Origin of the sequence: Rossellomorea orangium (genome assembly GCF_019334305.1) — a bacterium.
GTDB lineage: Bacteria > Bacillota > Bacilli > Bacillales > Bacillaceae_B > Rossellomorea.
The window spans coordinates 183,483-207,747 of record NZ_JAHWGH010000008.1 but is presented as its reverse complement, the minus strand read 5'-3'; the positions used below and the strand labels follow the sequence as shown (position 1 = coordinate 207,747).

At 43.2% G+C, this 24,265-nt stretch carries 32 protein-coding genes; 14 read left to right on the top strand and 18 right to left on the bottom strand.

What is annotated here, in order from left to right:
- Positions 1-4: 4 nt before the first annotated feature.
- Genes KYJ26_RS04585 through mnhG form a run of 3 tightly spaced genes read left to right on the top strand, consistent with a single transcriptional unit; the run spans position 5 to position 1,114 of the window.
- On the top strand, positions 5-481 hold the full coding sequence (locus KYJ26_RS04585) for a Na+/H+ antiporter subunit E (RefSeq protein ID WP_219166226.1): 477 nt from the start codon (positions 5-7) through the stop codon (positions 479-481).
- Complete coding sequence (locus KYJ26_RS04580; protein ID WP_206856760.1) at positions 481-765, top strand: Na(+)/H(+) antiporter subunit F1; 285 nt, start codon at positions 481-483, stop codon at positions 763-765. Before KYJ26_RS04585 ends, KYJ26_RS04580 begins: the two co-directional genes overlap by 1 nt.
- Positions 749-1,114 (top strand): monovalent cation/H(+) antiporter subunit G, encoded by a 366-nt coding sequence (gene mnhG, locus KYJ26_RS04575; RefSeq protein WP_219166225.1) that lies wholly within the window; start codon positions 749-751, stop codon positions 1,112-1,114. The genes KYJ26_RS04580 and mnhG overlap by 17 nt, the downstream gene beginning before the upstream one ends.
- A gap of 56 nt (positions 1,115-1,170) precedes the next feature.
- Here mnhG and KYJ26_RS04570 read toward each other — a convergent pair whose 3' ends face one another.
- The gene (locus KYJ26_RS04570; protein ID WP_219166224.1) at positions 1,171-1,539 is read right to left on the bottom strand and encodes a DUF2188 domain-containing protein; all 369 of its coding nucleotides are present in this window, start codon (positions 1,537-1,539) and stop codon (positions 1,171-1,173) included.
- Positions 1,540-1,611: 72 nt separating this feature from the next.
- A complete protein-coding gene (locus KYJ26_RS04565; protein ID WP_219166223.1) occupies positions 1,612-1,995 on the bottom strand; it encodes a PaaI family thioesterase in 384 nt (127 codons plus the stop codon).
- Positions 1,996-2,148: 153 nt separating this feature from the next.
- Between KYJ26_RS04565 and KYJ26_RS04560 the strand changes: the two genes are divergently transcribed.
- Positions 2,149-2,535 carry a YuzC family spore coat inner layer protein gene (locus tag KYJ26_RS04560; protein ID WP_219166222.1) on the top strand — a complete coding sequence of 129 codons (387 nt, stop codon included), beginning with the start codon at positions 2,149-2,151 and terminating at the stop codon, positions 2,533-2,535.
- Between the two features lie 38 nt (positions 2,536-2,573).
- On the opposite strand, the gene KYJ26_RS04555 is transcribed toward KYJ26_RS04560, so the two are convergent.
- Together KYJ26_RS04555 and KYJ26_RS04550 are read right to left on the bottom strand one after the other, a co-directional pair.
- Positions 2,574-3,890 carry a Na+/H+ antiporter family protein gene (locus tag KYJ26_RS04555; RefSeq protein ID WP_219166221.1) on the bottom strand — a complete coding sequence of 439 codons (1,317 nt, stop codon included), beginning with the start codon at positions 3,888-3,890 and terminating at the stop codon, positions 2,574-2,576.
- A 515-nt stretch (positions 3,891-4,405) separates the two neighbouring features.
- Positions 4,406-5,911, bottom strand: a complete 1,506-nt coding sequence (locus KYJ26_RS04550; RefSeq protein WP_219166220.1) for a leucyl aminopeptidase — start codon at positions 5,909-5,911, stop codon at positions 4,406-4,408.
- Positions 5,912-6,067: 156 nt separating this feature from the next.
- Here KYJ26_RS04550 and KYJ26_RS04545 point away from each other — a divergent pair, with 156 nt between their 5' ends.
- A complete protein-coding gene (locus tag KYJ26_RS04545; RefSeq protein WP_219166219.1) occupies positions 6,068-6,547 on the top strand; it encodes a divergent PAP2 family protein in 480 nt (159 codons plus the stop codon).
- Positions 6,548-6,557: 10 nt separating this feature from the next.
- Positions 6,558-7,343, top strand: a complete 786-nt coding sequence (locus tag KYJ26_RS04540) for a cobalamin-binding protein (RefSeq protein ID WP_219166218.1) — start codon at positions 6,558-6,560, stop codon at positions 7,341-7,343.
- Positions 7,344-7,404: 61 nt separating this feature from the next.
- On the opposite strand, the gene KYJ26_RS04535 is transcribed toward KYJ26_RS04540, so the two are convergent.
- From KYJ26_RS04535 to KYJ26_RS04510, 6 genes are all read right to left on the bottom strand, one after another.
- Positions 7,405-8,295, bottom strand: a complete 891-nt coding sequence (locus KYJ26_RS04535; protein WP_219166217.1) for a fructose bisphosphate aldolase — start codon at positions 8,293-8,295, stop codon at positions 7,405-7,407.
- A 126-nt stretch (positions 8,296-8,421) separates the two neighbouring features.
- On the bottom strand, positions 8,422-9,126 hold the full coding sequence (locus KYJ26_RS04530) for a 3D domain-containing protein (protein ID WP_219166216.1): 705 nt from the start codon (positions 9,124-9,126) through the stop codon (positions 8,422-8,424).
- Positions 9,127-9,651: 525 nt separating this feature from the next.
- Entirely contained in the window at positions 9,652-9,969 is a 318-nt protein-coding gene (locus tag KYJ26_RS04525; protein ID WP_226677107.1) for a YuiB family protein, read from the bottom strand.
- A gap of 175 nt (positions 9,970-10,144) precedes the next feature.
- The gene (locus KYJ26_RS04520; RefSeq protein WP_172655674.1) at positions 10,145-10,270 is read right to left on the bottom strand and encodes a YuiA family protein; all 126 of its coding nucleotides are present in this window, start codon (positions 10,268-10,270) and stop codon (positions 10,145-10,147) included.
- Between the two features lie 158 nt (positions 10,271-10,428).
- Positions 10,429-10,914 (bottom strand): NUDIX domain-containing protein, encoded by a 486-nt coding sequence (locus tag KYJ26_RS04515; RefSeq protein ID WP_219166354.1) that lies wholly within the window; start codon positions 10,912-10,914, stop codon positions 10,429-10,431.
- Between the two features lie 76 nt (positions 10,915-10,990).
- Complete coding sequence (locus KYJ26_RS04510) at positions 10,991-12,208, bottom strand: NAD(P)/FAD-dependent oxidoreductase (protein ID WP_219166215.1); 1,218 nt, start codon at positions 12,206-12,208, stop codon at positions 10,991-10,993.
- Between the two features lie 487 nt (positions 12,209-12,695).
- On the opposite strand from KYJ26_RS04510, the gene KYJ26_RS04505 reads away from it, so the two are divergent.
- The 3 genes from KYJ26_RS04505 to KYJ26_RS04495 all read left to right on the top strand — a co-directional run bounded on the left by KYJ26_RS04505 (position 12,696) and on the right by KYJ26_RS04495 (position 15,140).
- Positions 12,696-13,694: an NAD(P)/FAD-dependent oxidoreductase gene (locus KYJ26_RS04505; RefSeq protein WP_219166214.1), complete on the top strand. Its 999-nt coding sequence runs from the start codon at positions 12,696-12,698 to the stop codon at positions 13,692-13,694.
- Between the two features lie 73 nt (positions 13,695-13,767).
- Positions 13,768-14,385 carry an FMN-binding negative transcriptional regulator gene (locus tag KYJ26_RS04500; protein WP_219166213.1) on the top strand — a complete coding sequence of 206 codons (618 nt, stop codon included), beginning with the start codon at positions 13,768-13,770 and terminating at the stop codon, positions 14,383-14,385.
- Between the two features lie 110 nt (positions 14,386-14,495).
- On the top strand, positions 14,496-15,140 hold the full coding sequence (locus tag KYJ26_RS04495; protein ID WP_219166212.1) for an SDR family oxidoreductase: 645 nt from the start codon (positions 14,496-14,498) through the stop codon (positions 15,138-15,140).
- Positions 15,141-15,190: 50 nt separating this feature from the next.
- Here KYJ26_RS04495 and KYJ26_RS04490 read toward each other — a convergent pair whose 3' ends face one another.
- Complete coding sequence (locus KYJ26_RS04490; RefSeq protein WP_219166211.1) at positions 15,191-15,553, bottom strand: HesB/IscA family protein; 363 nt, start codon at positions 15,551-15,553, stop codon at positions 15,191-15,193.
- A 216-nt stretch (positions 15,554-15,769) separates the two neighbouring features.
- Between KYJ26_RS04490 and KYJ26_RS04485 the strand changes: the two genes are divergently transcribed.
- Positions 15,770-16,468: a DUF2225 domain-containing protein gene (locus tag KYJ26_RS04485; protein ID WP_219166210.1), complete on the top strand. Its 699-nt coding sequence runs from the start codon at positions 15,770-15,772 to the stop codon at positions 16,466-16,468.
- Positions 16,469-16,489: 21 nt separating this feature from the next.
- On the opposite strand, the gene KYJ26_RS04480 is transcribed toward KYJ26_RS04485, so the two are convergent.
- Both KYJ26_RS04480 and KYJ26_RS04475 read right to left on the bottom strand, forming a co-directional pair.
- Positions 16,490-16,831, bottom strand: coding sequence for a VOC family protein (locus KYJ26_RS04480; RefSeq protein WP_219166209.1), 342 nt, complete (start codon positions 16,829-16,831; stop codon positions 16,490-16,492).
- 132 nt (positions 16,832-16,963) lie between these two features.
- Positions 16,964-17,206: a YuzB family protein gene (locus tag KYJ26_RS04475; protein ID WP_034763769.1), complete on the bottom strand. Its 243-nt coding sequence runs from the start codon at positions 17,204-17,206 to the stop codon at positions 16,964-16,966.
- A gap of 322 nt (positions 17,207-17,528) precedes the next feature.
- On the opposite strand from KYJ26_RS04475, the gene KYJ26_RS04470 reads away from it, so the two are divergent.
- The gene (locus KYJ26_RS04470; RefSeq protein WP_219166208.1) at positions 17,529-18,596 is read left to right on the top strand and encodes an NAD(P)/FAD-dependent oxidoreductase; all 1,068 of its coding nucleotides are present in this window, start codon (positions 17,529-17,531) and stop codon (positions 18,594-18,596) included.
- 50 nt (positions 18,597-18,646) lie between these two features.
- Here KYJ26_RS04470 and KYJ26_RS04465 read toward each other — a convergent pair whose 3' ends face one another.
- Together KYJ26_RS04465 and KYJ26_RS04460 are read right to left on the bottom strand one after the other, a co-directional pair.
- A complete protein-coding gene (locus KYJ26_RS04465; protein ID WP_219166207.1) occupies positions 18,647-19,852 on the bottom strand; it encodes a cytochrome P450 family protein in 1,206 nt (401 codons plus the stop codon).
- A 136-nt stretch (positions 19,853-19,988) separates the two neighbouring features.
- Complete coding sequence (locus KYJ26_RS04460; RefSeq protein ID WP_219166206.1) at positions 19,989-20,315, bottom strand: YuzD family protein; 327 nt, start codon at positions 20,313-20,315, stop codon at positions 19,989-19,991.
- A 187-nt stretch (positions 20,316-20,502) separates the two neighbouring features.
- On the opposite strand from KYJ26_RS04460, the gene KYJ26_RS04455 reads away from it, so the two are divergent.
- Positions 20,503-20,739, top strand: a complete 237-nt coding sequence (locus KYJ26_RS04455; protein WP_034763763.1) for a NifU family protein — start codon at positions 20,503-20,505, stop codon at positions 20,737-20,739.
- Between the two features lie 48 nt (positions 20,740-20,787).
- On the opposite strand, the gene KYJ26_RS04450 is transcribed toward KYJ26_RS04455, so the two are convergent.
- Both KYJ26_RS04450 and yutH read right to left on the bottom strand, forming a co-directional pair.
- The gene (locus KYJ26_RS04450) at positions 20,788-21,750 is read right to left on the bottom strand and encodes a 2-hydroxyacid dehydrogenase (protein ID WP_219166205.1); all 963 of its coding nucleotides are present in this window, start codon (positions 21,748-21,750) and stop codon (positions 20,788-20,790) included.
- A 74-nt stretch (positions 21,751-21,824) separates the two neighbouring features.
- The gene (gene yutH / locus KYJ26_RS04445; protein WP_219166204.1) at positions 21,825-22,826 is read right to left on the bottom strand and encodes a spore coat putative kinase YutH; all 1,002 of its coding nucleotides are present in this window, start codon (positions 22,824-22,826) and stop codon (positions 21,825-21,827) included.
- Between the two features lie 241 nt (positions 22,827-23,067).
- Between yutH and KYJ26_RS04440 the strand changes: the two genes are divergently transcribed.
- Together KYJ26_RS04440 and sda are read left to right on the top strand one after the other, a co-directional pair.
- On the top strand, positions 23,068-23,568 hold the full coding sequence (locus KYJ26_RS04440; protein ID WP_219166203.1) for a phosphatidylglycerophosphatase A family protein: 501 nt from the start codon (positions 23,068-23,070) through the stop codon (positions 23,566-23,568).
- 310 nt (positions 23,569-23,878) lie between these two features.
- A complete protein-coding gene (gene sda, locus KYJ26_RS04435; RefSeq protein WP_308807546.1) occupies positions 23,879-24,007 on the top strand; it encodes a sporulation histidine kinase inhibitor Sda in 129 nt (42 codons plus the stop codon).
- On the opposite strand, the gene KYJ26_RS04430 is transcribed toward sda, so the two are convergent.
- A complete protein-coding gene (locus KYJ26_RS04430; protein ID WP_098350080.1) occupies positions 24,004-24,255 on the bottom strand; it encodes a helix-turn-helix domain-containing protein in 252 nt (83 codons plus the stop codon). The two genes, sda and KYJ26_RS04430, sit on opposite strands and share 4 nt — an antisense overlap.
- Positions 24,256-24,265 lie beyond the last annotated feature (10 nt).

Below are 24,265 nucleotides of genomic sequence, written 5' to 3'. Positions count from 1 at the left end.
TAGAATGGCTTTTCAAATATTATTAAACTTTTTCCTGGCATTTGTCTGGATGTTTCTTTCGGTATCCTTTACTTCTCAGTCATTCATTATTGGCTTTTTACTAGGATTGCTTGTTATCTTTGCATTCAGAAGATTTTTCAATTCCCGTTTTTATCTTTTGCGGGTGGCTGCAGTGATCAGCTTATTCTTTTTATTCATGAAGGAGCTGATCCTCGCCAACATATCAGTTTTAAAAACCATTTTGAGACCGAAGCTTGATTTTCAACCGGGTATTTTCGCCTTACCGACAGAATTAAAGACCGATTGGGAAATTACGCTATTAGCGAATCTTATTACACTGACACCCGGAACACTCGTTATGGATGTTTCGTATGACAATAAGATTCTTTATGTTCATGCCATTGATATTCCCGATGTGGATGAAGCTATCAATGAGATCAAAGATTCCTTTGAGAAAGCCATCATGGAGGTGAGCCGCTAATGTTACACATTATTTTTCAAATTACGTTACTATGCGTCTCCCTGTCCATGCTCGGCCTGGTTTACAGAGTGGTGAAAGGTCCTACTACCCCGGACCGGGTCGTGGCACTGGACGCAATTGGCATCAACCTGATTGCCATCATCGCCCTCGTGTCCATGATGCTCGATACGTACGCTTTTCTCGAAGTCATTCTGCTTCTCGGGATCCTTGCTTTCCTCGGTACCGTTGCCTTTTCAAAGTTCTTAGAGAAAGGGGAGATCATCGAACGTGAGCGAGATCATTAGATTTCTCATCGGATTTTTCTTAATCATTGGAGGGTTTCTGAGCCTGGTCACAGCTTTCGGCTTATTGAGACTTCCGGATGTATATACGCGGAACCATGCTGCTTCAAAAAGTGCGACGCTTGGGGTCATGTCGATTTTGCTTGCGACTTTCCTTTACTTTTATCTGGAGCACGGGCATATCAATTCAAGACTGATCCTTGCCATCATCTTCATTTTTGTCACTGCACCAGTCGCCGGACACCTCATTTCAAGGGCTGCGTACAATTCAGGCGTCAAGCTCTGGGACAAAAGTGTTCGGGATGACTTAAAGGATAAAGAACAATACGAGCGCCAGAACAGTTCATCATAAACACAATAAAAAAGGCTTGTCCCCGACTAAATCAGGGGCAAGCCTTTTTATATTGCCTATCGCTGGTACAAGTGATCTTCCACGCTTCCATCCTGCTTATGCACGACCAGTGTACCGGAATGATCCGTCACATAGTCCTTTGCCTTGGAAAGGAGCTTGTCCTTCGTGTCCTCCACCAGGATGGCTCTCTTTCCGTCTGCCTTTTTCAGCTGCCATCCGTCGTCATGAGGGGTGACGTGATACTCGGTCTTTTCACTTGTGTTTCCCTCTTCGGATTTATGGGCCTGATCAGTGGCGATGGCAATCGCCCTTCCCTCTTCATATCCTTCATCCAGAAGGGCATTGGCGATTTCTATCGCTTTATTCCTTACATCCACAGGCAGGTTCTTCAATGAATCAGGGTAATCATTTTTGGTCCAACTCATAGGTATTGGCCTCCTAATAGATTGATTAGTAGTTGATTTCCCATTTTTTCACTGTTTAAACCTTTTATCCGATTATCGTTTCGGAACGACCGCCATTGTGCATCGTGATACACAGATTAATTGATCATCCTCATCTGTGATCTTAATATCCCAAACCATTGTTGTTCTCCCCTGATGCATGACGGTCCCAGTCGCAGTTACAATGCCTTCACGTTTTGCTTTTATATGGTTCGCATTGATTTCAAGGCCGAAGCAGATTTCTTTATCAAGGTCGATCAATTGTACCGCCCCTACACTTGCCACCGTTTCCGCAAGGGCAACAGAAGCCCCGCCGTGAAGAAAACCGAACGGCTGCCTCGTATTTTCATTTACAGGCATCGTCGCTATGACTTTTCCTTTTCCTAATTCTACAAATTCAATCCCTAACGCACCGATTAATGTATTTTCCGTATTCACATGAATCACCTCATATAATAGTCTTCTCTACTATCTGTTCGAGAAAGGCTATGAAAATCCTCTATTTTCCCTGTCTTAACCGCTATGATGAATAATCCAGTGCACAATTTCATACATTTCCTTAGAGCATTTCTACAGAAAGGGGTTTTTGTTATGTACCGGTACCATCCTTTTTACCCGCCTGTTCAACGCCCCTACTCACCTATCCACTCCAGGGCACAACCAATGCCCTCATATATCCGGAACTATCCACCTGTCGAAACCAAAACGTTCATGTCTTCGGCAGGGAAAACATTGAGTCTAATGGGAGATGCCCAGAAAGTACTCCAAAAAATCAACACATCCAAAGAATTCTCATCGAAATTCATGAACGCTGCACAGCAATCGAACTTACCTGAAGTACATAAGCTACTTCAAACCATAGGTACAAAGGTACAGCCGGTTGTGTCGTTCAATCCGGATGGTGTGCGCCTCGTCTTTGATGAAAAACTGGGGCAGGTGGATTGCTGTCATTTGATCGTGATCGTCAGGTGGATGTAAAAGAAAAGAAGCAAGGGCGCACCCTTGCTTCTTTCCTTTTATAAAATGATCGCTGCAATCCAACCAAACAGGATCAGAGGGATATTATAGTGTAAAAAGGTCGGGACGCATGTATCCCAAATGTGATTATGCTGTCCATCCGCATTCAGTCCAGCTGTCGGTCCAAGCGTACTGTCAGATGCAGGAGACCCTGCGTCACCAAGTGCACCTGCAGTCCCGACAATCGCGATTGTCGCAAGGGGACTGAATCCCAGCTCCATGGCAAGAGGGACGAAGATGGCTGCGATGATCGGAATCGTCGCAAAGGAAGAACCGATTCCCATTGTCACGAGAAGCCCAACCACCAGCATGATGAGCGCAGCCAATGCCTGGTTACCTCCTATGACGTCAGCCGTCGCCTTCACAAGTGTTTCGACATCTCCTGTTTCTGATACTACTGCCGCAAAACCTGATGCGGTGATCATGACAAAGCCGATGAATGCCATCATTTTCATTCCTTCATTCAGTAACCCATCTGCCTCTTTCCATTTGACCGATCCTGAAATATACAGGACGGCAATACCAGCCAGGGCACCAAAGATCATGGATTCCAGCTGAAGTTGGACGTATAAGGCAACTACAATGGAAATGAGGGCGAAAATCATCGCTCTTTTATTGTAAACGACCTTTTCCTCTGCAACCACTTCTTCTGCTTCACTGTAGTCTCTTGGTTTGCGGTAACTCACAAACACGGCAGTCAGTAACCCGATCACCATTCCTCCTACAGGGAGAAGCATCGCTTTCGGAATATCGCTTAAATTGATTTCCATTCCACTCGAAGCCATGTTTTGTGCGATGATTTCGTGGAACTGCAATCCGAACCCTACTGGTAATAGAATATACGGAGCCGTCAATCCAAACGTAATCACGGTTGCAATTAATCGTCTATCGATACGTAACTCTGTCATCACCTTCAATAAAGGTGGGATCAAAATCGGGATAAAAGCGATGTGAATCGGAATCACATTCTGTGAAAAACAAGCCATGATTAAAATGGATAAAACAATAAGTGCTTTCGATAAGGCTGCTTTCTTTGAATCTCCCTTTTTCCCAACGACCTTCAATACCCAGTCAACGAGTAGATTTGGGATTCCCGTATAGGAAATCGCGACTGCAAATCCACCCAATAGTGCATAACTCAAGGCAATGCTTGCCCCGCCGCTGATTCCTTCAGAAAAGACGGCTATCGTCTCGTCGAGTCCCAGTCCGCCGGTAAGTCCCCCTACTAACGCACCGGTGATTAGAGCGAATACAACGTTCACCCGTACCAGACTCAGTACGAGCATGACTAGAACCGCTATTACAACTGCGTTCATAACTACTTCCTCCTTATATGATCAATATACCGATTTGATATTTGCATCTTCCACTTGCTTTAGTTCGCTAAATTGGTAGAGTAATAAAATCACGATTTCAACTTTAACAAGATAAAGAGTGTTTGTCAATACTTTAGTAGGAGGAAAGATGGGGTGGGGATTTTTGTCATAATGAGGGATGTGCTTTATTACCAATAAGTGTTAATTGGCTGGATTCGATCCAATTTCCGCTGGATCTGTTATCATTTCGGGTGCTTTATGACCTTAAACGGCCGCATTCTTCGTCAATCCGGCTCTATTCCGTTCAACTGCAGCGGATTTCCTGCTCAAATAGCGGGGGTGGATTTTACATTTGAGTCCAGGTTCGGTTTGGATTCGTGGGAATTGCGTCTTTTACCATTTATCACCTACCACTCCCATCTCCCCCCCCCTTCATCTACTAATCTCACAACAAAAAAAGCCTTCTCCCAGCGCCTCCCTTACTCAGGCACTGAAAAAAGACTCTCCAATCGTACTTACTTCTCTAAAGGCTCAAAACGTTCGACCAGTAGTGCAAGCGTCCTAGCCATGACGCCCGTTGCACCTGAAGGACCCAGATCATGGCTTCCTTTGGTCGTAGCCGTTCCTGCAATATCAAGGTGTACCCAAGGCAGACCTTCTGCAAATTCCCCGACGAAGGCTCCACCCATGATGGCATGCCCCGCGCGGCCAGGTGAGTTGTTCAAGTCGGCAATATCGCTTCCCCGTACACGCTTTTTATCATTTTCCGTATAAGGAAGCTGCCAAATATATTCACCTGACTCACCTGAAGCTTCCAACACCTGTTCGAAGAATGCTTCATTATTCGTAAGGGCACCCGTTTTATCTTCACCAAGGGCAACGATGACACCACCGGTCAGTGTGGCAACATCCACTAAGTAGTTAGCTCCCTGATGCTTCGCATAGGTCATACCGTCAGCTAACGCCAGACGCCCCTCAGCGTCGGTATTTAACACTTCAATGGTTTTACCGCTCATGGATGTAATCACATCATCAGGCTTGAATGCAGCGCCACTCACCATATTGTCTGTTGAAGGGATGACGGCGACCACATTTTGTTCCGGTTTGATTTCACCGATGATTTCCATGGCACCGAGTACTGCCGCAGCGCCGCCCATGTCGGTTTTCATCCCCACGATTCCATCCTTTGGTTTAAGGGAGTAGCCGCCTGTATCAAACGTAATCCCTTTTCCGACTAATCCGATCACATCTTTCCAATCCTCTTTCCCGTTGTACTTAAGGACGATCATTTTCGGGGGTTCCACAGATCCCTGGTTTACAGCGAGAAGCGCGCCCATCCCAAGGTGCTCCATCTCTTCTTTGTCGAGGATCTCCACTTCAAAGTTGTATCTTTCAGCTAATTCCAGGGCGTACTCTGCCAACTTTGTCGATGTTAATAGATTGCCAGGTGTGTTCACCAGTGTACGTGCAGAGTTTACTCCATTACCAAAGGCGGAACCGATATGTAATGCCGTCTCTACTTCTTTCGAATCTCCATTTGTAAAAAATTCGATTGCTTCTACATGTACTTCCGGTTCATTCGATTTCTTCTTATAGCCCTGGAACTCATAAGTGGACATCGTAAAGGCTTCCATGAATGCATGGGCTACATCCGTTGCCATCATCTCATCAGACACAAATGTATCGAGTGAGACAGAGAACGAAGATACTTTCATATCCTTTAATGCTTTCGACGCAGTACCCAATGACTCTTTTAAGCGATCAAACGTCAATTCTTTTTGCTTTCCAAGACCTACAAATAACACTCTTTTCGCTTCAAGCTTTCCAAACGTATGTATCTTTGACACTTTCTTATGCTTAGCAGAAATGTCTCCATCTTTCACAAGCTGAGTAAGATAGCCTTCAAATGTGTGATCGAGTGATTTCAGCTCACCTTCAAATGTTGGCTGATTGTAAATTCCGACAATCAGGCATTCCCCACTTGCAGTCGTTACTTCATTTTGATTAATAGAAAATTTCATGTTTACCGACACCTCCACTCCTTATTATAACGGAGATGTCCCATTATTTCGACTTTCTAACAATCTCCCATCAAAGTTAAACCGATGGTAAATAGGGTATGATATAATGAGAACATTATTTTTATTCAAACAATTGAAAGGGTGGCATTTCACAGCATGGAAGTACTGTTTAATTTTCCATTATGGGCTTCTTTATTTTCCATCTTTTTTGCTCAATTTGTTAAAGTTCCCATACAATTTATCGCCACGAGGGAATGGAATTGGTCATTGATCACATCGACTGGTGGGATGCCAAGCTCTCATTCAGCAGCCGTGACCGCATTATCAACGGGAGTGGCCCTTGAAGTGGGACTCTCTTCCCCCATTTTCGCCGTGTCCGCCATGTTTGCCATCATCACGATGTTTGATGCTACCGGCGTCAGAAGACAGGCCGGGGAACAGGCCATCGTGCTCAATCAATTGATGGTGGACTTCCAGAGATTCATGTCAGAAGCAAAGGGCTGGCAAAATAAGCCGGAACAGGAAAAGCGCAAAGAGCTAAAGGAATTACTGGGGCATAAACCCATTGAAGTATTCTTTGGCGGACTTTCTGGCATCATCCTGACGCTTCTTCTTCATTATTTCTTTATTGTCTAGGAGTGTGATCATGAGAATCGTTTCCATTTGTCCCAGTAATACAGAAATTATCGACTACCTTGGATTGACACCGGCCCTCGTAGGCGTCGATGATTATTCGGATTATCCTGGGGAGGTAAAGTCCCTTCCCCAGCTTGGACCTGATTTGTCCATCAACATGGATAAACTGGAGTCATTGAAGCCGGACCTGGTGCTTTCGTCATTAAGCGTACCCGGGATGGAAAAGAATATAGAAGAACTTGAAAAAAGGAAAATCCCTCATATCACGCTGAATCCTCAGAGTTTCACTGATATTGCGGATGATCTTTTAACCGTGGGGAAAGCTTGCGGAATCGGAGAACACGCCATAAAGTGTCGCAAGGAATTCATGAGTACTGTAGATAGCTTAAAATCCATCGGTGCGAAAGTGTCACATCCTCCTTCCCTTTATTGGGAATGGTGGCCAAAGCCGGTCTTCACCCCCGGTAAGATCAACTGGCTGACCGAGTTAAGTGAAATGGTCGGTGCAAAGAACCTGTTTGATGATGTAGAATTGGCAAGTGTGCAAACCGATTGGGAAGACGTAGTCAGGCGCAAACCGGATTATATTTGCCTTGCCTGGGTGGGTGTCCGGCAAGACCGGGTGAATCCGGAGCTCGTAAAGAAGCGGCCCCGCTGGAGTGAATTGCAGGCTGTACAACAGGACCAGATATTCGTGTTGGAAGAAGCCCTTTATTGCAGGCCATCGCCACTTCTTCTAAAAGGAGCTGTAAAGCTTGCAGGGTTGCTGCACCCTGATTTATATCGCGGTATATAGAACAAGCCTGCTCATTCCCTTGGAGGTGAGCAGGCTTGTCTTTTTATTATACGATACATTTCTATTTCTTATGGACCGACGCATCATAAATGGAATCTACGGCTTTCTTCAACGCTGCATCAAATTCTTCCTGTGTTTGATTGGCATTCAAGTCAGCTGCCAAAGCCCGGGAAAAGCTTGCAATCACACCATCATTTTCTCTCAGCTTCTCATTTGCTTCTTCGCGGGAGTAGCCTCCTGAAAGCGCCACGACACGTACAACGCGAGGATGCTCGACCAATTCTTTAAATGCATTCGCTTTTGTTGGAATCGAAAGCTTCAGCATAACGTTTTCTTCTTCTGATAATCCATTCAAATGTTCCATTATTTCATTACTCAGAATCTCTTCGGATTTTTCCTTTTGTTCACTGTGAATATTCACTTCAGGTTCAATGATTGGGACTAAACCAGCCTCGATGATGCGTTTTCCAATTTCGAATTGTTGCTGAACGACTTCTTTAATTCCACTCTCATTTGGCTCATGGATGACCGAGCGCATTTTCGTACCGAAAATCCCCCGTTCATTGGCACGACGGAGAGTCTCTGCCAGATCAGAGATCGGCTTCATAAGCTGAACGCCATTTTCCTCTTCCGCAAGCCCCTTATCCACTTTCAAGAAAGGTACGATTCCTTTATCAGCAAGATAATCCGCTGTATATTTTCCTTCAATTTTGCTATCCATCGTTTGTTCGAAAAGGATGACACCCAGAATACTGTCAGGGCTGAAGGACGGGGACGTGATGATTCGTGTCCGCATTTCATGGACCTTATCAAACATTTCTTCCTCACTTGAATAAGAGTCTTCAAGCACACCGTATGCCGCCAGTGCCTTCGGCGTACTGCCGCCGCTTTGGTCAAGGGCAGCGATGAATCCTTTTCCGTTCTTCATTTTGTCTAATTGACTTTTGTTCATACAATTCACTCCTCTTAGTTTCTAATCTAATTCTACTCTTCCCCTTTTTCAGATGTTCAAACACGGATGGAAAGTGCAGGCTAATAGAAAAAGCACGCTGTTCACATTGGAACTGCGTGCTTTCGATTATTCTTTTTCAGGTGATAAGATCTGTTGCCTGAACACTTGCATGGACTTGTTCTCATTCAAGGCCGTTAATTGCTGTTCCGATAGCTCACCCGAACCCATCTGGATCACATAAACGTCCAGTGTCTGCTTGCCCCATTCATTATAGACATCGTCCACGGTCTCATAGTAAAGGTCCAATTTATTCCCTTTGATTGCGCTCCCTGTGTCTGCAACAACCCCATATCCATAATGAGGGATGAACAGGATGGTACCGATAGGATAGACGGAAGTGTCGGCTGCGATCGTAGAGTACAGATCACGCTTCACTTTCACTCCTGAATATGTAATGCCATAGAGGGGATGTCCCGGATCTTTCCCCGTCGATTCGACGCCGGCAGTATACCCGGTCGCCACAACCGTATGTTTCGTATATTGATCCCAATCTACGGATTCTTCCAATGTAGCAGGTTTTACAGAAGCACTCGCTGACACCTTTGTTTCGTAGCCTGTAAACCTTTTAAGAAACTTAAATGACAAGTTGAATGGGCTTGTCTTATGCTCTTTATAATCCAGAGTTGTTTGATCAGTTTCACCCTTCTCCATCAACCAGGTCTTTAGTGTTTGTGCCTCTACACCAGATACTGATTGAAAAGTCGTTGCAAGTGCCAGGATAAACAAACTGATCATTACGAATCTCTTTGTCCAAATTTTAAACAGATTCATGCATTCACTCCTCCCACCCTTAATACTTCCCATTGGTGTGGAGATATATGCATAAATTGATAAAATAGTTGAATAGTTTAAATATTCGGTAATTATACAAGTGGTTATTCCTTGGTGAAAAACTCTTTTAAAAACAGCCATTCCTTACTTCAACTAGTGTGTTTCGTTTTTTATAGGTGATTGCGCGAATACAGAGCCCGTTCCTTTCCGCTACAGGCACTTGCTTTCCGGCGGGGAGGGAGTCGAGTGCCTTCCGCTACAATCCACTCTGTGGTTTTAAATGATTATGTATAGAGAGATATCTAAATACACAAAAAAGTAGTGAATGACCAGAATTCTTTTTCCAATAAAAATGATATTTTATGACTTCTTGAAACGGCAATCAACCACTTATTATCCTGAAAAGTTTGACTGAGTTCATTACAGCAAAATGATTGCTACCTGGAGTAATACTCTTTTTCTATAATAAATCCTCATAAAAAAACCGTTCAACCCGGGGATGGTGTCCCGGTCAAACGGTTGGTGTTAGAACATGCGATATCCTTTTGCCCTTAAGATTCTCATTACGATACCGGAAAGGATGGCACCGGCGAGGCCGCTTCCTAAGATGACGAGGTCAGCTGCTGCCAGATGGCTGAGTCTTGTCCCTAGCTCGGAAAAAGATTCTCCTGCATTTCTGAAATAATCTATAAAACGAACTTCGTCCACGATAAAAATGACTACAATCGGATAAATGATTGCCATGATCCAGGTCATGCGTAATAACATATTCAGCAAAAAGCCTATTCCGAAAAATAGAACAAAAAATAGAAGCATTGAAATAATCATTACATGTATAGGCATTTGATCTATTGCACCTCCATAAACACTAAATAATAGTGTACCCCGAGGGAAATGTAAGCGTCAATATTTTCAGGAAAGATTTGTCGCTCATTCACAAAATAAACTTATTTTTCCTGCGAACTTAAAAAAGCAGACCTTTTAAACAGGTCTGCTTCGATGATCTATTCCATCAGGCTTATTTTTGTTTCCCGCTGCCACCGCAGCATGGACACGTTTCAGAACCACCCAATACTAACTGAAAGTATCCTTTTCCTGAACAGTAAAGACAATATTTCGTTTTAGTACTTGCAGTAGCTCTCATAATTCCCTCTCCCTTTTCTTTAATTTCTTAATTTTCTGATAATATATCATCTATCTCTCAGAAAGAAAAGGGACACTAAAGGGGATGTACCTCTAAGAAAGCGAATACATTTATGTTTTTCTTTCATTATCTCTTTTTTTCTTAAAATTTACAGAATTTTATAAAAATAAGTTGTAGCGTGTGTATGCAAATTGATCTCCCGGATTGATACCTTCAATCATATTTAACCTGTTCTGAGATGACAGTCGTTTGATCATCTCATGGACCATAACGGATGTTTGATCATCTTTCAATAATTCTTGAGGTGACTTCCACCCAACATCCCACAACTCTTTTTCTTCTATTTCAATTGAAGAAGTTTCCTTGTTTTCCAACAGAAAGATCATCATATTGTCACTAATATCATGCTGGATGACCCCTGACCGAACGCCTATAATACCCTTGATCGTTGTATGTAATCCTGTTTCTTCTTTCACTTCTCTCACTACCGCTTCGTCCACTGATTCTCCTGGATTTACAAACCCTGCCGGTAGTGACCACATACCTTTTAATCCGCTGTACTTCTTTTTCACTACAAGCCATTTACCATTTTCATCGATGATCAGCCCTGCAACGGCCAGCCAAACTTTTCCCCTTTTCACGATAAGCACCCCCTCTACATTTTCCCATAAAAAAAAGCAGAGTGGAATCCACCCTGCTTTAATTTGATTCATTTAAGGCTTAAAAGAACTTGAACTTTCCTTTTTTGAAGACAAGTGATGGTCCGCCAACCATGTAAAGAGCACGGTTATCAACGACCTTCTTCATGAAGGAAGCTTTTGTTCCAGTGATTTTCTTACCGTAAACGACACCGATCGCGTCATCTTCACCTAGTGAACATACTGTTCCTTTAATGTCTGGAGTGAATAATTCAAGCTCTTCTTTACCATGAAGTAAAGAAGCGATGTTACGTGCACACACTTCACCTTGCTGCATCGCGATTTGTGCAGTCGGCGGGTATGGACGCTCTGTTTCTTCATTGATCATCAGTGAACAGTCACCGATGATGAAGATGTTGTCATGTCCTGGTGCGCGAAGATCTTTGTTGATCTTGACGCGGGCACGCATGTTTTCGATGCCTGCTTTTTCGATGATGGAGTTACCACGAACACCTGCAGCCCATACAATTGTACCAGCTTTGATTTCTTCCACTTCGTCTTCGCCTTTAGCGATGAGTACGCTGTCTGCCTTTGCTTCTTTAAGTGGAGTTCCGATATGGAATTCAACACCTTTTTTCTCAAGCTTGGCACGGGCATATTTCACCAATTCAGGATCGAATCCTGGAAGGATCATTGGCGCAGCTTCCACACATACAATACGTACTTTCTTACGATCGATATCATATTCATGACAAAGCTCAGGAACACGGTTACCTAATTCACCCAGGAATTCGATTCCAGTGAAACCAGCTCCACCGACAACGATCGTTAAACGCTCATCGTTCTTCTCTTCTTCGTTCTTATACGTAGCAAATTGTAACTCAATGTGCTCACGGATTTGACGTGCAGAGTTGATGTTTGAAATCATGAATGCATGCTCATGAAGACCTTGAATGCCGAATGTTTCTGATTCTGCACCCAGTGCTACAACGAGGTAATCGAATTCTACTTCGCCGTCACCTGTGATGACCTTTTTCTCTTCTACTTTGATGTCTTCAACAGTAGATTGTAAGAAGTTGACTTTGCTTGTGTTGACAACATCTTTTACATCGTAGCGTACACGATCGTGATGAAGAGTACCTGCAGAAGCTTCGTGTAACCAAGTGGTTTCGTAGTGATAATCATTTTTATTAATTAAAATAATTTCTGCTTCATTTGTACCTAATTGTTTTTGAAGACGGGTAACCGTCATTAATCCACCGTAACCTGCACCTAATACAACGATTCTTGGCTTTCTCAACTGAATCACATCCACCTTTTTTGATAAATTTGCTTTGGATACTCTTAGAGTCCTCCACATCATGCGTTTTTATCCCGTTCAATCTGATGCTATTATCTTTTTCCCTATAAAAAAGAAACTAAAACAAATCAAACGCGATGTTTCCCTTCGGTTCTTGAGGAAAATAGTGTATAAAAAATATAAAAACAAAAGTATGTGACTAATTTCACGAACTACTTCATAGTTATGCGAAAATTGTCATAAATTCTTAACAATATGTCTACATTACATAATATTCTTTTTGCCGGGCATTTTCAAGATATATATAGGAAATTGAATTCTTAAGAATATTTAAAAAATGTTTCCTGGAATCATTCAAAAGTCGCAGACTCTTTCGTATATAAGTCTGATTTATCTGAACTTATCACTTCTATTACTGTGAAGAATCAAAAGCTGTGTGATAGAATAAAGTAAAATGAAGCATACCTAAATGGTTGGAGGGGTCAAATTGAAGGAAGATCAGAAAGTGTATGATATTACGATCATAGGCGGCGGTCCTACGGGATTGTTCACGGCGTTCTATGGCGGTATGAGAAAAGCATCGGTTAAGATCATCGAAAGCTTACCACAACTCGGTGGCCAGCTGGCTACTTTATATCCGGAAAAATACATATATGATGTTGCCGGTTTTCCTAAAGTGAAAGCCCAGGATCTTGTTAATAATCTCAAGGAACAAATGGCTAAATTCGAAACGACGATCTGTCTGGAGCAGGCGGTGGAAGGTGTAGAGAAACAGGCTGATGGCATGTTCAAGCTTACAACGGATAAAGAAGTCCACTTCTCGAAGACCATCATCATCACGGCAGGAAACGGCGCATTTCAGCCACGCAGGTTGGAACTCGAACATGCGCCCCGGTTCGAAGGAAAGAATCTTCATTATTTCGTTGATAACCTGGAGCACTTCCGGGATAAGAAAGTCGTCATTTGCGGCGGCGGTGACTCGGCAGTCGACTGGGCCCTGATGCTTGAGCCTGTTGCTGAAAAGGTTTACCTTGTACACAGACGTGATAAGTTCCGGGCACACGAGCATAGTGTGGAGAATTTACACAACTCATCAGTTGAATTGAAGACACCTTTCGTCCCTTCTGAATTGGTTGTAGATGAAGATAAAATCAATCAGCTCGTACTGGAGGAAACGAAGGGGGACGAAAAAGAAATTATCGACCTTGATGAGTTAATCGTGAACTTCGGCTTTGTTTCATCCCTTGGTCCGATAAAAGATTGGGGCCTTGAAATCGAGAAGAATTCCATCGTCGTCAATTCCAGAATGGAAACGAATATCCCAGGCATTTATGCAGCTGGTGATATCAGCACGTATGATGGTAAAGTCAAGCTCATTGCCAGCGGTTTTGGAGAAGCCCCGACTGCAGTCAATAATGCGAAAGCATATATGGATCCAAAAGCAAGGGTGCAGCCTATGCACAGTACGTCCATGTTTACAGATTGATCATCATGCTCTTATTCAGGAGGCTTGGGATATTGATTCCTGAGCCTCTTTTTCATAAAAAGGAGAGAATTCCATGTACATCCCGAAAGAATTCATCATTCAAGATCAAGAAACGCTATTTTCAATCATAGAGGAAAATAGTTTCGCCATCCTTTTTTCTCAGTACAGTGGTAGGCCCTTTGCGACCCATTTACCTCTCTTGTTAGACAGGGAAAACCATTGTCTTTATGGACATTTTGCCAAAGCCAATCCCCAGTGGCGAGAGAGCGTCGGTCAGGAAATGCTCATTGTCTTCCAGGGGCCCCATGCATACATCTCCCCTTCATGGTATGAAACCGACCAAACCGTCCCTACCTGGAATTATGTGGCGGTACATGTATATGGGAATCTTGAATTGTTGGAGGATGAATCCGAGGTTATCGGTTCCCTTTCGTCACTTGTAAAGAATTATGAGCATGCCGATAGTCCATATTCACTGGACGATGTCGATGAAAAGGTCCAGACCGGTTTACGAAAAGGGATTGTCGGGTTTAAAATCCCCATACGGTCCATTGAAGGAAAAGCCAAGCTGAGTCAGAATCACCCCCTGGAAAGACAACAGCGCGTGATAGAGCACCTTGAACAAATTCATCAAGATAACAGTCGGGAGATTGCTTTTCTTATGAAGAAGAATATCCAATCAAAAAATTAACGGACCTCCCGGGTACCATACCTTCCTTTACCAAGTGTTTTGTTTATTTTCACCCTGAATGGGTAGACCAATAATAGGACAAAAAACTCAGATAAAGGATGATGTAGAAAATGAACGTGTTAGTAATAGGAGCGAACGGTCACACTGGCCGTCATATAGTGAAAGAGCTCTCGAACAGCAGCCAGCATTTCGTCAGGGCCATGATTCGCAAAACGGAACAGGCCAAGGAAATGGAAGACCTGGGGGCAAGACCCATCGTAGCCGATCTTGAACAGGACTTTTCGTATGCCCTTGAGAATGTGAATGCCGTGATTTTCGCGGCCGGAAGCGGCGGATCTACGGGAGATGATAAAACTCTCGCGATCGACCAGGAAGGCGCTAAGAAAGCAGTGGATTATGCGAAGAAAATGGGCATCGAGCGTTTTGTGATGCTTAGCTCCATGGGTGCCGATAATCCTTCAAGCGGTCCTGAAGAATTGCAATTTTACTTAAAGGCAAAAGGTGCAGCGGATGCCCACTTGAAAGAAAGCGGCTTGAATTACACCATCGTACGCCCGGGAGCCCTTTCCTTCGATGATGCCACCGGTAAGATTACAGCGGCTTCAAGCATCACGGATAAAAGCAGCGACATTTCCCGTGCAGACGTAGCAAAAGTACTTGTTGACTCTTTAACAATCGAAGAAACGAACCATAAAGTATTTGAAATACTCAGCGGAGACACACCTGTCGAAGAAGCATTGAAGAATATTCATTAATATTTAAAAAGGGACGGACCTCGTAAAGCGAGGTCCGTCCCTTTTTATGTTTAGCAATTTTCCGGCGTACCCTTATTCGTCGCCGTCACGAATGATGATCCGCACCCGCATGAAGCGATGGCGTTCGGATTGTCGATCGTGAACCCGCCGCCCATCATGGACTGCTTGTAATCTATTTTTGTACCGTTCAGGATGGCAGCATCATTTTTTGCCACGACCAGCTTGATTCCATGCTGCTCCGTCGTGGTATCCCCATCCTGCACGTCATGTTCGAATCCCATACCGTAAGAAAGGCCGCTGCAGCCTCCCCCTTTCACCGCTACACGTAACATGGCATCTGTTTCGTCATGCTCCTTCATCATATCCTTTATCTGAAGGGCAGCAGCTTCTGTTAGAATGACAACTTCACTCATTCATTACACCCCCAACCTTTTCATTTCTTACTACTTAGTATACTCCTTTCTATTTTACTACTCAACCAAAGGGGCTTTGGTGACGTTTGGAAGTAAATATTTAAGAATATTCAAACGAATCGTGACCTTTTACTTAAAAAATCAAAAAAATAGTGGTCCACCCACCTTCCATCAAGGTATAATAAGGTAAATAGTCCCGATTACGAGGTGATATACATGACGGTTGTGACCCCCTTTTATGATAAGAAGACACAGTGTCTCTCTTGTAAACACTCCTACAGTACCACGCGGATCCGTTCCCGCTTTGTGAAACTGTCAGGGTACGATAGCGACTTTTGTCCCTTGTACGAGTCCGACGATGTAAATCCTCTGCTCTATAACGTGGCGGTTTGTCCAGGGTGTGGATTTTCATATACAGATGATTTCACGGCATACATTCCTCCTGTCCTGAAAGCTGAGTTGGAAGAGAAAATCAGTCTGCACTGGAAACCTCAGGATTATGGAAAGATCAGGTCATATGAAGACGCGATCAACACTTATAAACTGGCGGCTTATTGCGCCTTGATCAAGAAAGAGAAAAAAATGACCATTGCAGGTTTATACCTTCGGACAGCCTGGCTATATCGCAAAATCGGGGAAGGAGATCAGGAAAGACGCTTCATTAATCTCGCTACACATGAATACATAGACTCCTATTTGACTGATAACGCATCAGGTTCTTTGATGTCAGAGACAAAGCTCCTTTATTTAATCGCTGAATTATTGAGAAGACAGGATAAAATCAATGAGTCGGTTGCGTATCTGTCCCGGGTGATCAGTAAACAGCACCTCTCTACCGAACCAAAAATCATCGAAATGGCCAGAGAACGATGGTACGAAATGCGGGAAGTGTATAAAGAAACAAAATCCATATGAAAAAACTAGTGGAAGCGTCCACTAGTTTTTTTCATATATCCCAGGACAATAGGCCTCAAGCATATTCCCGTCTGGATCATAGAACTTAAAATGACTAAGATGTCCGGGATTGCTTTCCACCCTTACACCTTTTTCCACGAGATTCTTATAAAGAACATCTTTGTACTCTTCAGATATTTGTAAGACCGGATAAGTGTCCCCGCTAATGACCGCCTCGCCTGTTTCAATCAAGCAAAGAGCCGCCGACATTTCTTCACCAAAGGAAAAAACCACGGTTGTACCATAATCTTTATGTACTTTAAGACCTAGAACTTCCGTATACCATCTTTTCGACTCTTTCATGTCCCGCACCTTAAGGTTCATCTGCATGACTCCTTGAAAATAACGAATGATCTCCTCACCCTTTCTGACTGTCTCATCTAGTCATTCTCTCACATATTGTAAAAATCCTCCAAAAAAACACAAAAAAAATAAGCCGGCTAAACCGGCTTTACATTAGAACATCGGGTTGTCTTCAAGGAATTGATAGATCTCATCCACGAGTTCTTCAGGTGTGTCACCTGTAACGACTTCCCCATTGACGAGAGCATAGAAGGATTGTGCGCATTTTCCGCAGTAACCCAGGCATCCGTACTCAATGACATCAAGGTTCGGGTCTCTTTCCAATATTTCAAGCGCTTTTTGCGCACCGCTAGCAAGATTGCTTATACAAAATTCAATAATAGGTTTCAATTCCATCACCTCACTACTCTTTGTTATGCTACCTTTTTTTATGACACTCGTCAATGATTTGCATTCCATGTAATGGTATAACAGATTGTGAACATTTTCGCTTATTTCTGTTGTGAAAACACCTGTATTTCGATATACTTTTAATGTTAATAGGTTTATTAATGTAGAATTTACTTGAAATATGTCTAATATTGAAAATGCTTACTTTGTCAGGACCCGTTTCGGCGTGGATGTCCTTTGAATCCTGTCCCTGATCTTTATAGGGATATAAATCATATACAAACACACTATTTCAACAATAATGTAGAGTGCAAAAGGGGAAATTTTCATGAAACAATTAGTGCTGCTTGGCGGAGGATACGGCAACATGCGCGTCCTTCTTCGCTTATTACCCAACCAATTACCTGAAGATGTATCGATTACCCTGATTGACCGAAATCCTTATCACTGTCTGAAGACAGAATATTATGCTTTGGCTGCGGGTACGATTTCAGATCAACATGTACGCGTATCCTTCCCGGAACATGCCCGTTTATCCTATGTATACGGAGATATCTCAGGCGTTGATATGGAAAATAAACTCGTCCGGATGAAAGATCAGGATCCCGTACCTTATGATGACCTTGTCATCGGTCTCGGGTGTGAGGACAAATATCATAATGTCCCGGGTGCTGACGAACATACTTTCTCGATTCAAACGATTGAAAGGTCCCGTAAGACGTATCAAACACTGTGTAACCTTCCTGCAGGTTCCGTTGTCGGAATCGTCGGAGCCGGATTAAGCGGTATTGAACTTGCCAGTGAGCTTCGGGAAAGCCGTTCGGACCTGAAGATTAAGCTATTTGACCGTGGACCGCGTATTCTTAATGCCTTTCCTGAACGTCTAAGCGCTTACGTTCACGGCTGGTTTGATGAAAACGGCGTGGAAATCGTGAACAATTCCAATATCACGAAAGTGGAACCCAACACGTTACATAACCACGAAGAGCAGATTTTCTGCGATGCCATCGTTTGGACCGCGGGAATCCAGCCAAGCAAGGTCGTTCGTGACATGGACGTGGAGAAGGATGCAAGCGGTCGCGTCACCCTGACAAAGTACCACAACCTTCCCCAGGATGAACATGTATACGTCGTAGGGGACTGCGCTAGCCTTCCTCAAGCCCCAAGTGCCCAACTGGCTGAAGGACAAGCAGAACAAATTGTAACGATACTACTGAAACGCTGGAACAACGAAGAGCTCCCTGCAGAATTACCGAAGATCAAGTTAAAAGGGATTCTTGGCTCACTTGGAAAGAAACACGGTTTCGGACTTGTGAATGAACGCTCCATCACTGGACGGGTTGCCCGCTTGTTGAAATCCGGTGTGTTGTGGATGTATAAATATCATAATGGATGATAAAACAACCCCTACTACCAACAGTAGGGGTTCTTCTTTTATCTATTTACTTATGCATATAGATGTACGGGCAGTTCCTTTAGTCCTCTAAGCAGGAACATGTCCCTCCAATTCGATTCATCAGAACTTCCGGCCATTGTCATGTTTGGAAAGGCTCTTAGCAGTTTCTCAAAGGCTATCTTTCCTTCTAGTCGTGCAAGGGGCGCTCCTAAACAGAAATGAATGCCATATCCGAAGGCCATATGAGGATTCGGCTTCCGTGTCACATCGAACGTGTCCGCACCTTCAAATTTTCTTTCATCACGGTTGGCAGAAGAAATGGAAGCAAGCACCATGTCTCCTTTCTTGATGCTTTTTCCCTTGAAATCCATGTCGTCAGCAGACCACCTTGCTGTAGAGAAATCAACCGGACTATAGAAACGAAGTGATTCTTCGATTGCCGTCTCAATGAGAGTGTGATCCTTCCTCAGCTTCTCTAATTGGCGTGGATGTTCAAAGAGGGCATACATCCCGTTCCCAATCAGGTTAACAGTTGTTTCATGGCCAGCAATAATGAGAAGAACGATCATCGAATACAGTTCATCTTCCGTTAGCTGTTCCCCTTCTTCCTCATGCAGGATCAAATTCGAAATCAAATCCTCCTTTGGATTTTCTTTCTTATCCTTAAAGAGAAGCGTCAAGTATTCGATAAATTCTCTTACATCCCCCTGAAAATCAGCGCTCATATTGTCAGATGCAGATACAATGGTGTTGGACCAACGCCTGAACTTTTCACGATCCTCCGACGGTACCCCAAGAAGTTCGGAGATGACGATGATAGGAAGGGGAAAGGCAAACTCATTAATCAGGTCTACCGGGCCTTCTGTCATCTTCATTTCATCGATCAGTTGATCGGCAACAGCCTCGATCCTGGGCGAAAGCTCCTGTATCCGTTTTGGATTGAAATAAGGCTGTACAAGTTTTCTCAGCCGTGTATGGTCAGGTGGATCCACATCGAGCATCATATGCTGGAACACCCTTGCCTCCAGAGGCAAATCGTTGGTTTGCTCTGAATCGGGAAACACCTTTGATTGATTTTTAATAAACGATTGGGTCTTTAATAGTTCTAACACATCTTCATATCCAGACACGATCCAGGTTGTATGCTCTCCACCTTCCCAAGCAGCGAATACTGGTTCCGTTTCTCTCAAATGAGAATAAAATGAGTATGCCCCGCTTTTAAAGTTGGACTGAAATACAGATTCAAACGAATTCATCATATACCCCCTTTAATTAACTGACTAGTCAGTCTACTTAATTAGTTTATAATAATGAAGGTGTTGCTTCAATTCATGAGCCTGTTACACATAAAAAAGGCCAATTTCCTTTAAATGAAATTGGCTAATTCAGGGCTTAAACTGCCTTATATCCATATTTCTCAAGTTCTGAGTAAATCGTCTTCAAGCGGGGGTTTCCTTCTCCGACAATAGTTCCTTCCAACAGAACAACCGGATAGAACATATCTTCCTCAATCACCCTTGTGGCAAACTGTTTGACAGATTCTTCTTCTGGTGGATTGTGAATGTCCACATATTTAATCATAAATGGCTGATTCGGATATTTCCTGCTCACAGCAGCCTCCAGCCATTCATATGTTTCTTTCGATGATGGTAAGTTTACACAGCTTGGACAGAGTATTTCCGCCCCATAAACATGAAGTTCAACCGGCTTACGCTCCATATGATTCTCCCCTTAGTTTCTTCTTTTGTTTATTTTACAAAAAAACCAGGAAGGTTGGAACCATATTATGAGATTTTCTTGGCATGGGAAACATTTCTTGAAAAAGATGCGCCCAATCGTTTGCAGGTTGATAGATTTTTTGCGAATATGTCATTATAATAGATAATAAGGAAAGGAGTAGATAATTATGGCTGAAAACGAAATGATTGCACCCGTTCAGGAAGTATTAGATAAATTACGTCCGTTCCTACTTCGCGATGGTGGAGACTGTGAACTTGTAGACGTTGAAGATGGCATTGTGAAATTACGCTTACTTGGTGCATGTGGAAGCTGCCCAAGTTCAACCATCACATTAAAAGCAGGAATCGAACGCGCATTAGTGGAAGAAGTTCCTGGGATCGTTGAAGTAGAGCAAGTATTCTAATGCATGTTAAAAGCCTGAAATCCCTCCAAGGGATTTCAGGCTTTTCTTTTACTTCACCGCTGTTTTCGGACCGTCTCCGTTTAGAACGGCTTTGATATTCTCCACGCAAAGCGTCATCATATTATTCCGGGTATCCTGAGAAGAGCTTCCGATATGGGGAAGCGCGACCACTCGATCGAACTTTAGTAGAGGATGATCTTTACTGATGGGTTCGATTTCAAATACATCCAATCCGGCTCCTCTGATGTCCCCCCTTTTTAATGCCTGTACGAGTGCATCTTCGTTGACGATAGGGCCCCGCGCTGCATTGATGAGCATCGATGTATCCTTCATTATTTTAAACTGCTCTTCCTGAAACATCCCTTCTGTGTCAGGACTCAGAGGTGCAAGGATGACAACGAAATCCGATTGAGCAAGAAGCTCTTCGAATGGAGCATACCTTACTCCGATGCCAGTTTCTGCTTCGGGCTTTCTGGAGCGATTGTAGTATAATACATCCATATTGAACCCTTTCGCCCTTCTCGCCACACCTTCACCTATACTTCCCATACCGACAATCCCCATGGTTTTGTGATGAATATCGGTGCCTGCAAGGAGAAGGGGTGACCAGCTTTTCCAGTTTCCTTCTTTTATATATCTGTCGGCTTCAACAACCCTTCTTGCAACAGCCATTAATAAGGCAAATGTTAAGTCGGCCGTGGTTTCTGTCAATACATCAGGCGTATTCGTAATGGTGATCCCTTTTTCCTTTGCCGCTTCAACATCTATATTGTCATAGCCGACTGCAAGGTTGGATACAACCTTCAAGGAGCTTGCTCTCTGTAAGAGCTCCCGGTCGACCTTGTCCGACAGCATGGTCAGTAATGCTGAAGCTTTCTCTGCTTTATCAAGGAGGATATTCCTTGGCACAGGTGCATCCTCCCGATCCCACATCTCCACCTTGAAATCTTCCCGTAACGGATCGATGACGGACTCCGGCAATTTTCTTGTCACATAGACGTATGGCTTCATATGTATTCCCCACCTTCACTTCTTTTTTTCAGTTTAGCATAAAAGCGAAGGTCCCACTCATTAAAGGGCAGGGGTTATAACCAGGCGATAAGAGGAATCCCCCATTTCTTAACGGGTACCTCCGACAGATGATAAAAATCAGACAGAAACGATTCGTACTGATGAGAATTTCTCAAATATCTCTCAAGCTTCTCTTCAACCGTCTTTTTCTTCTGCTCCGATTGTGAAATGTAATACTCCTCTACGCACTCGAAATAATGCAGCGGGAATAAAAGCCGGGAATACAGGAGCCGCCATGAAAATGGCGAAAGGGGTGTAACCGATTCATACTCTTTCATAAATTGCTGGAGCTCCGGATGAAATGTCTGGCTCCTCATGAAATATCGTTCCCTTACCCATTCTGCTATGTCCCGGGTACAGTGATCGAATACCCATTGAAACGGAAAATGAATGCACACTTCCGTCCCCCAGGTGGACTCAAGGAACCGTTCATGGCAAATCGTGCCTGCGTCCTCTGGCGTCGGGTCTTCATCCAGTTCCGTGTCGACCAGATACTGTATGGCGTTCTCGGACAAAGCACTATAATACGGATAGCTTTCCACAAACCGGCGTTCAAATTCATCAGCAGGCTGATCCTGAATGACCTGATAATACGCCTTTTCCAACTGAGCCAGCCTCTTTTCCCACAGCCCCTTCCACTGCCCCATGCGATTGATCTTTTCTACCTTTTCTTCATAGGTCCGTCCCCTGTAGTGAAATTTACTAAGCTTTCTGCCAAGCTTCTTGTCAGGTGGGGACTGGAGGCTTTCATTTCTGAGGACGACATAGTCTTTATCCTTTTCCACAACGAGGAATCTTCCTTCGTTACTCTGGACAAAGGTGGAAACATGGCGATCTCCTGCACTTTTTAGATGCTCAGCCAATTTGTAAAGTTCCACCAGGGTTTCCTGTTCCATATTTGATACGCCTACAATACTATATACTAATCCCCCAACCATATATCGATCCATCATTCCATCGTAGAATGCCCGCTCAGGATGCAACCCAAAATGTTTATTCAGAATCTCTTGAGACATACAGACCTCTCCTATCTATAATGACCGTTCTTTTTCGCCATTCGTATATAACCTTCTCTCTATATAGTTGGAGAACGACTAATCCGATCCATTCATGAATATCCAAAACCAGAGATGGGCAAGAATGAGAATAGAAGCTATTATTATGTCTATTTTCCAAAAGGGAATCATATGAGTAAAACAAGGCTTCGTCTAATCGAAATAGGGGTTATATAATCTTTCAAAGAAAAAGGTGAATAGGATGAAGGATAAGGAATCAATGGATTTATTAGAAAGTACCGCACGTAAATGGCTGCATGAAAGAGGAGTGGAAATAGAAGATATCGCTCAATTAGTCATGTACCTTCAACAAAAGTATCATCCTGATCTTGAACTTAAGGAATGTATTTATAACGTTGAGCGTGTGTTAACGAAGCGTGAAGTACAGAATGCGATCCTGACAGGCATTCAACTTGATATATTAGCTGAGAAAAAAATGCTGATGGAGCCCCTGCAGGCGATTGTAGAAGTGGATGAGGGCTTATACGGTGTGGATGAAATCCTGGCATTTTCCATTGTGAATGTATATGGTTCGATTGGATTTACAAACTACGGATACATCGATAAGCAAAAACCGGGGATACTGGAGAAATTGAATGATAAATCTTCGGGAATGTGCCATACTTTCCTTGATGATATTGTGGGCGCCATTGCAGCCGCCGCATCAAGCCGTTTGGCACACAGGGCAAAATGTTCAGAATGAAGGAAATAAGTATCCAAATCAGACGACAGAGTCGTCTGATTTTTTAGTGATAAAAAAAGTACACAAGGTAAATGATACGATCTGCCCTAAATGACTATACAGTAAGAATAAATAGATCCATTTAACTAACTTTAGGATTGCATATCAGTGGATAATTTTATATAATTACAATTATAGTTGTAATTATATTTAATATAATTGTACCCAGAACATTCAAAAAAAAATATACACACCGAATAAAGGCTCTCACTACCATTGGAGTATACAAGTTCCACCCAACCATACATACGTTTGAAAATAATTGAGGTGAATTCTTATCCGGCTCCTGAGTGACAAAGCCCTGATCGATGCTTATGAAAAAGCAAAACAGTTAAAACTCAGTAATGAATTTATCATACTGATCGAACAAGAAATTAAAAAGAGAAAATTAGTTCATTAAAGAATCGTTTGATTGTAGATGTCTTCGTGTTCCTCACAAGTCGGCATAATGTCTTCCCACTGAACATCAAGAGCACATACAATGGCATTCAGCTTGTTCAGGGAAGGGTTTGCCTCTCCCTTTTCAATCAACGAAATATAATTGACCGTCAATCCACATTTGTGACTTAATTCTTGTATAGTGATTTCTTTCGCTCTTCTATGGTGCCTTATTTTCTTTCCGACAAGTCCTGTAACTGTAATACTCATTACCTCACTA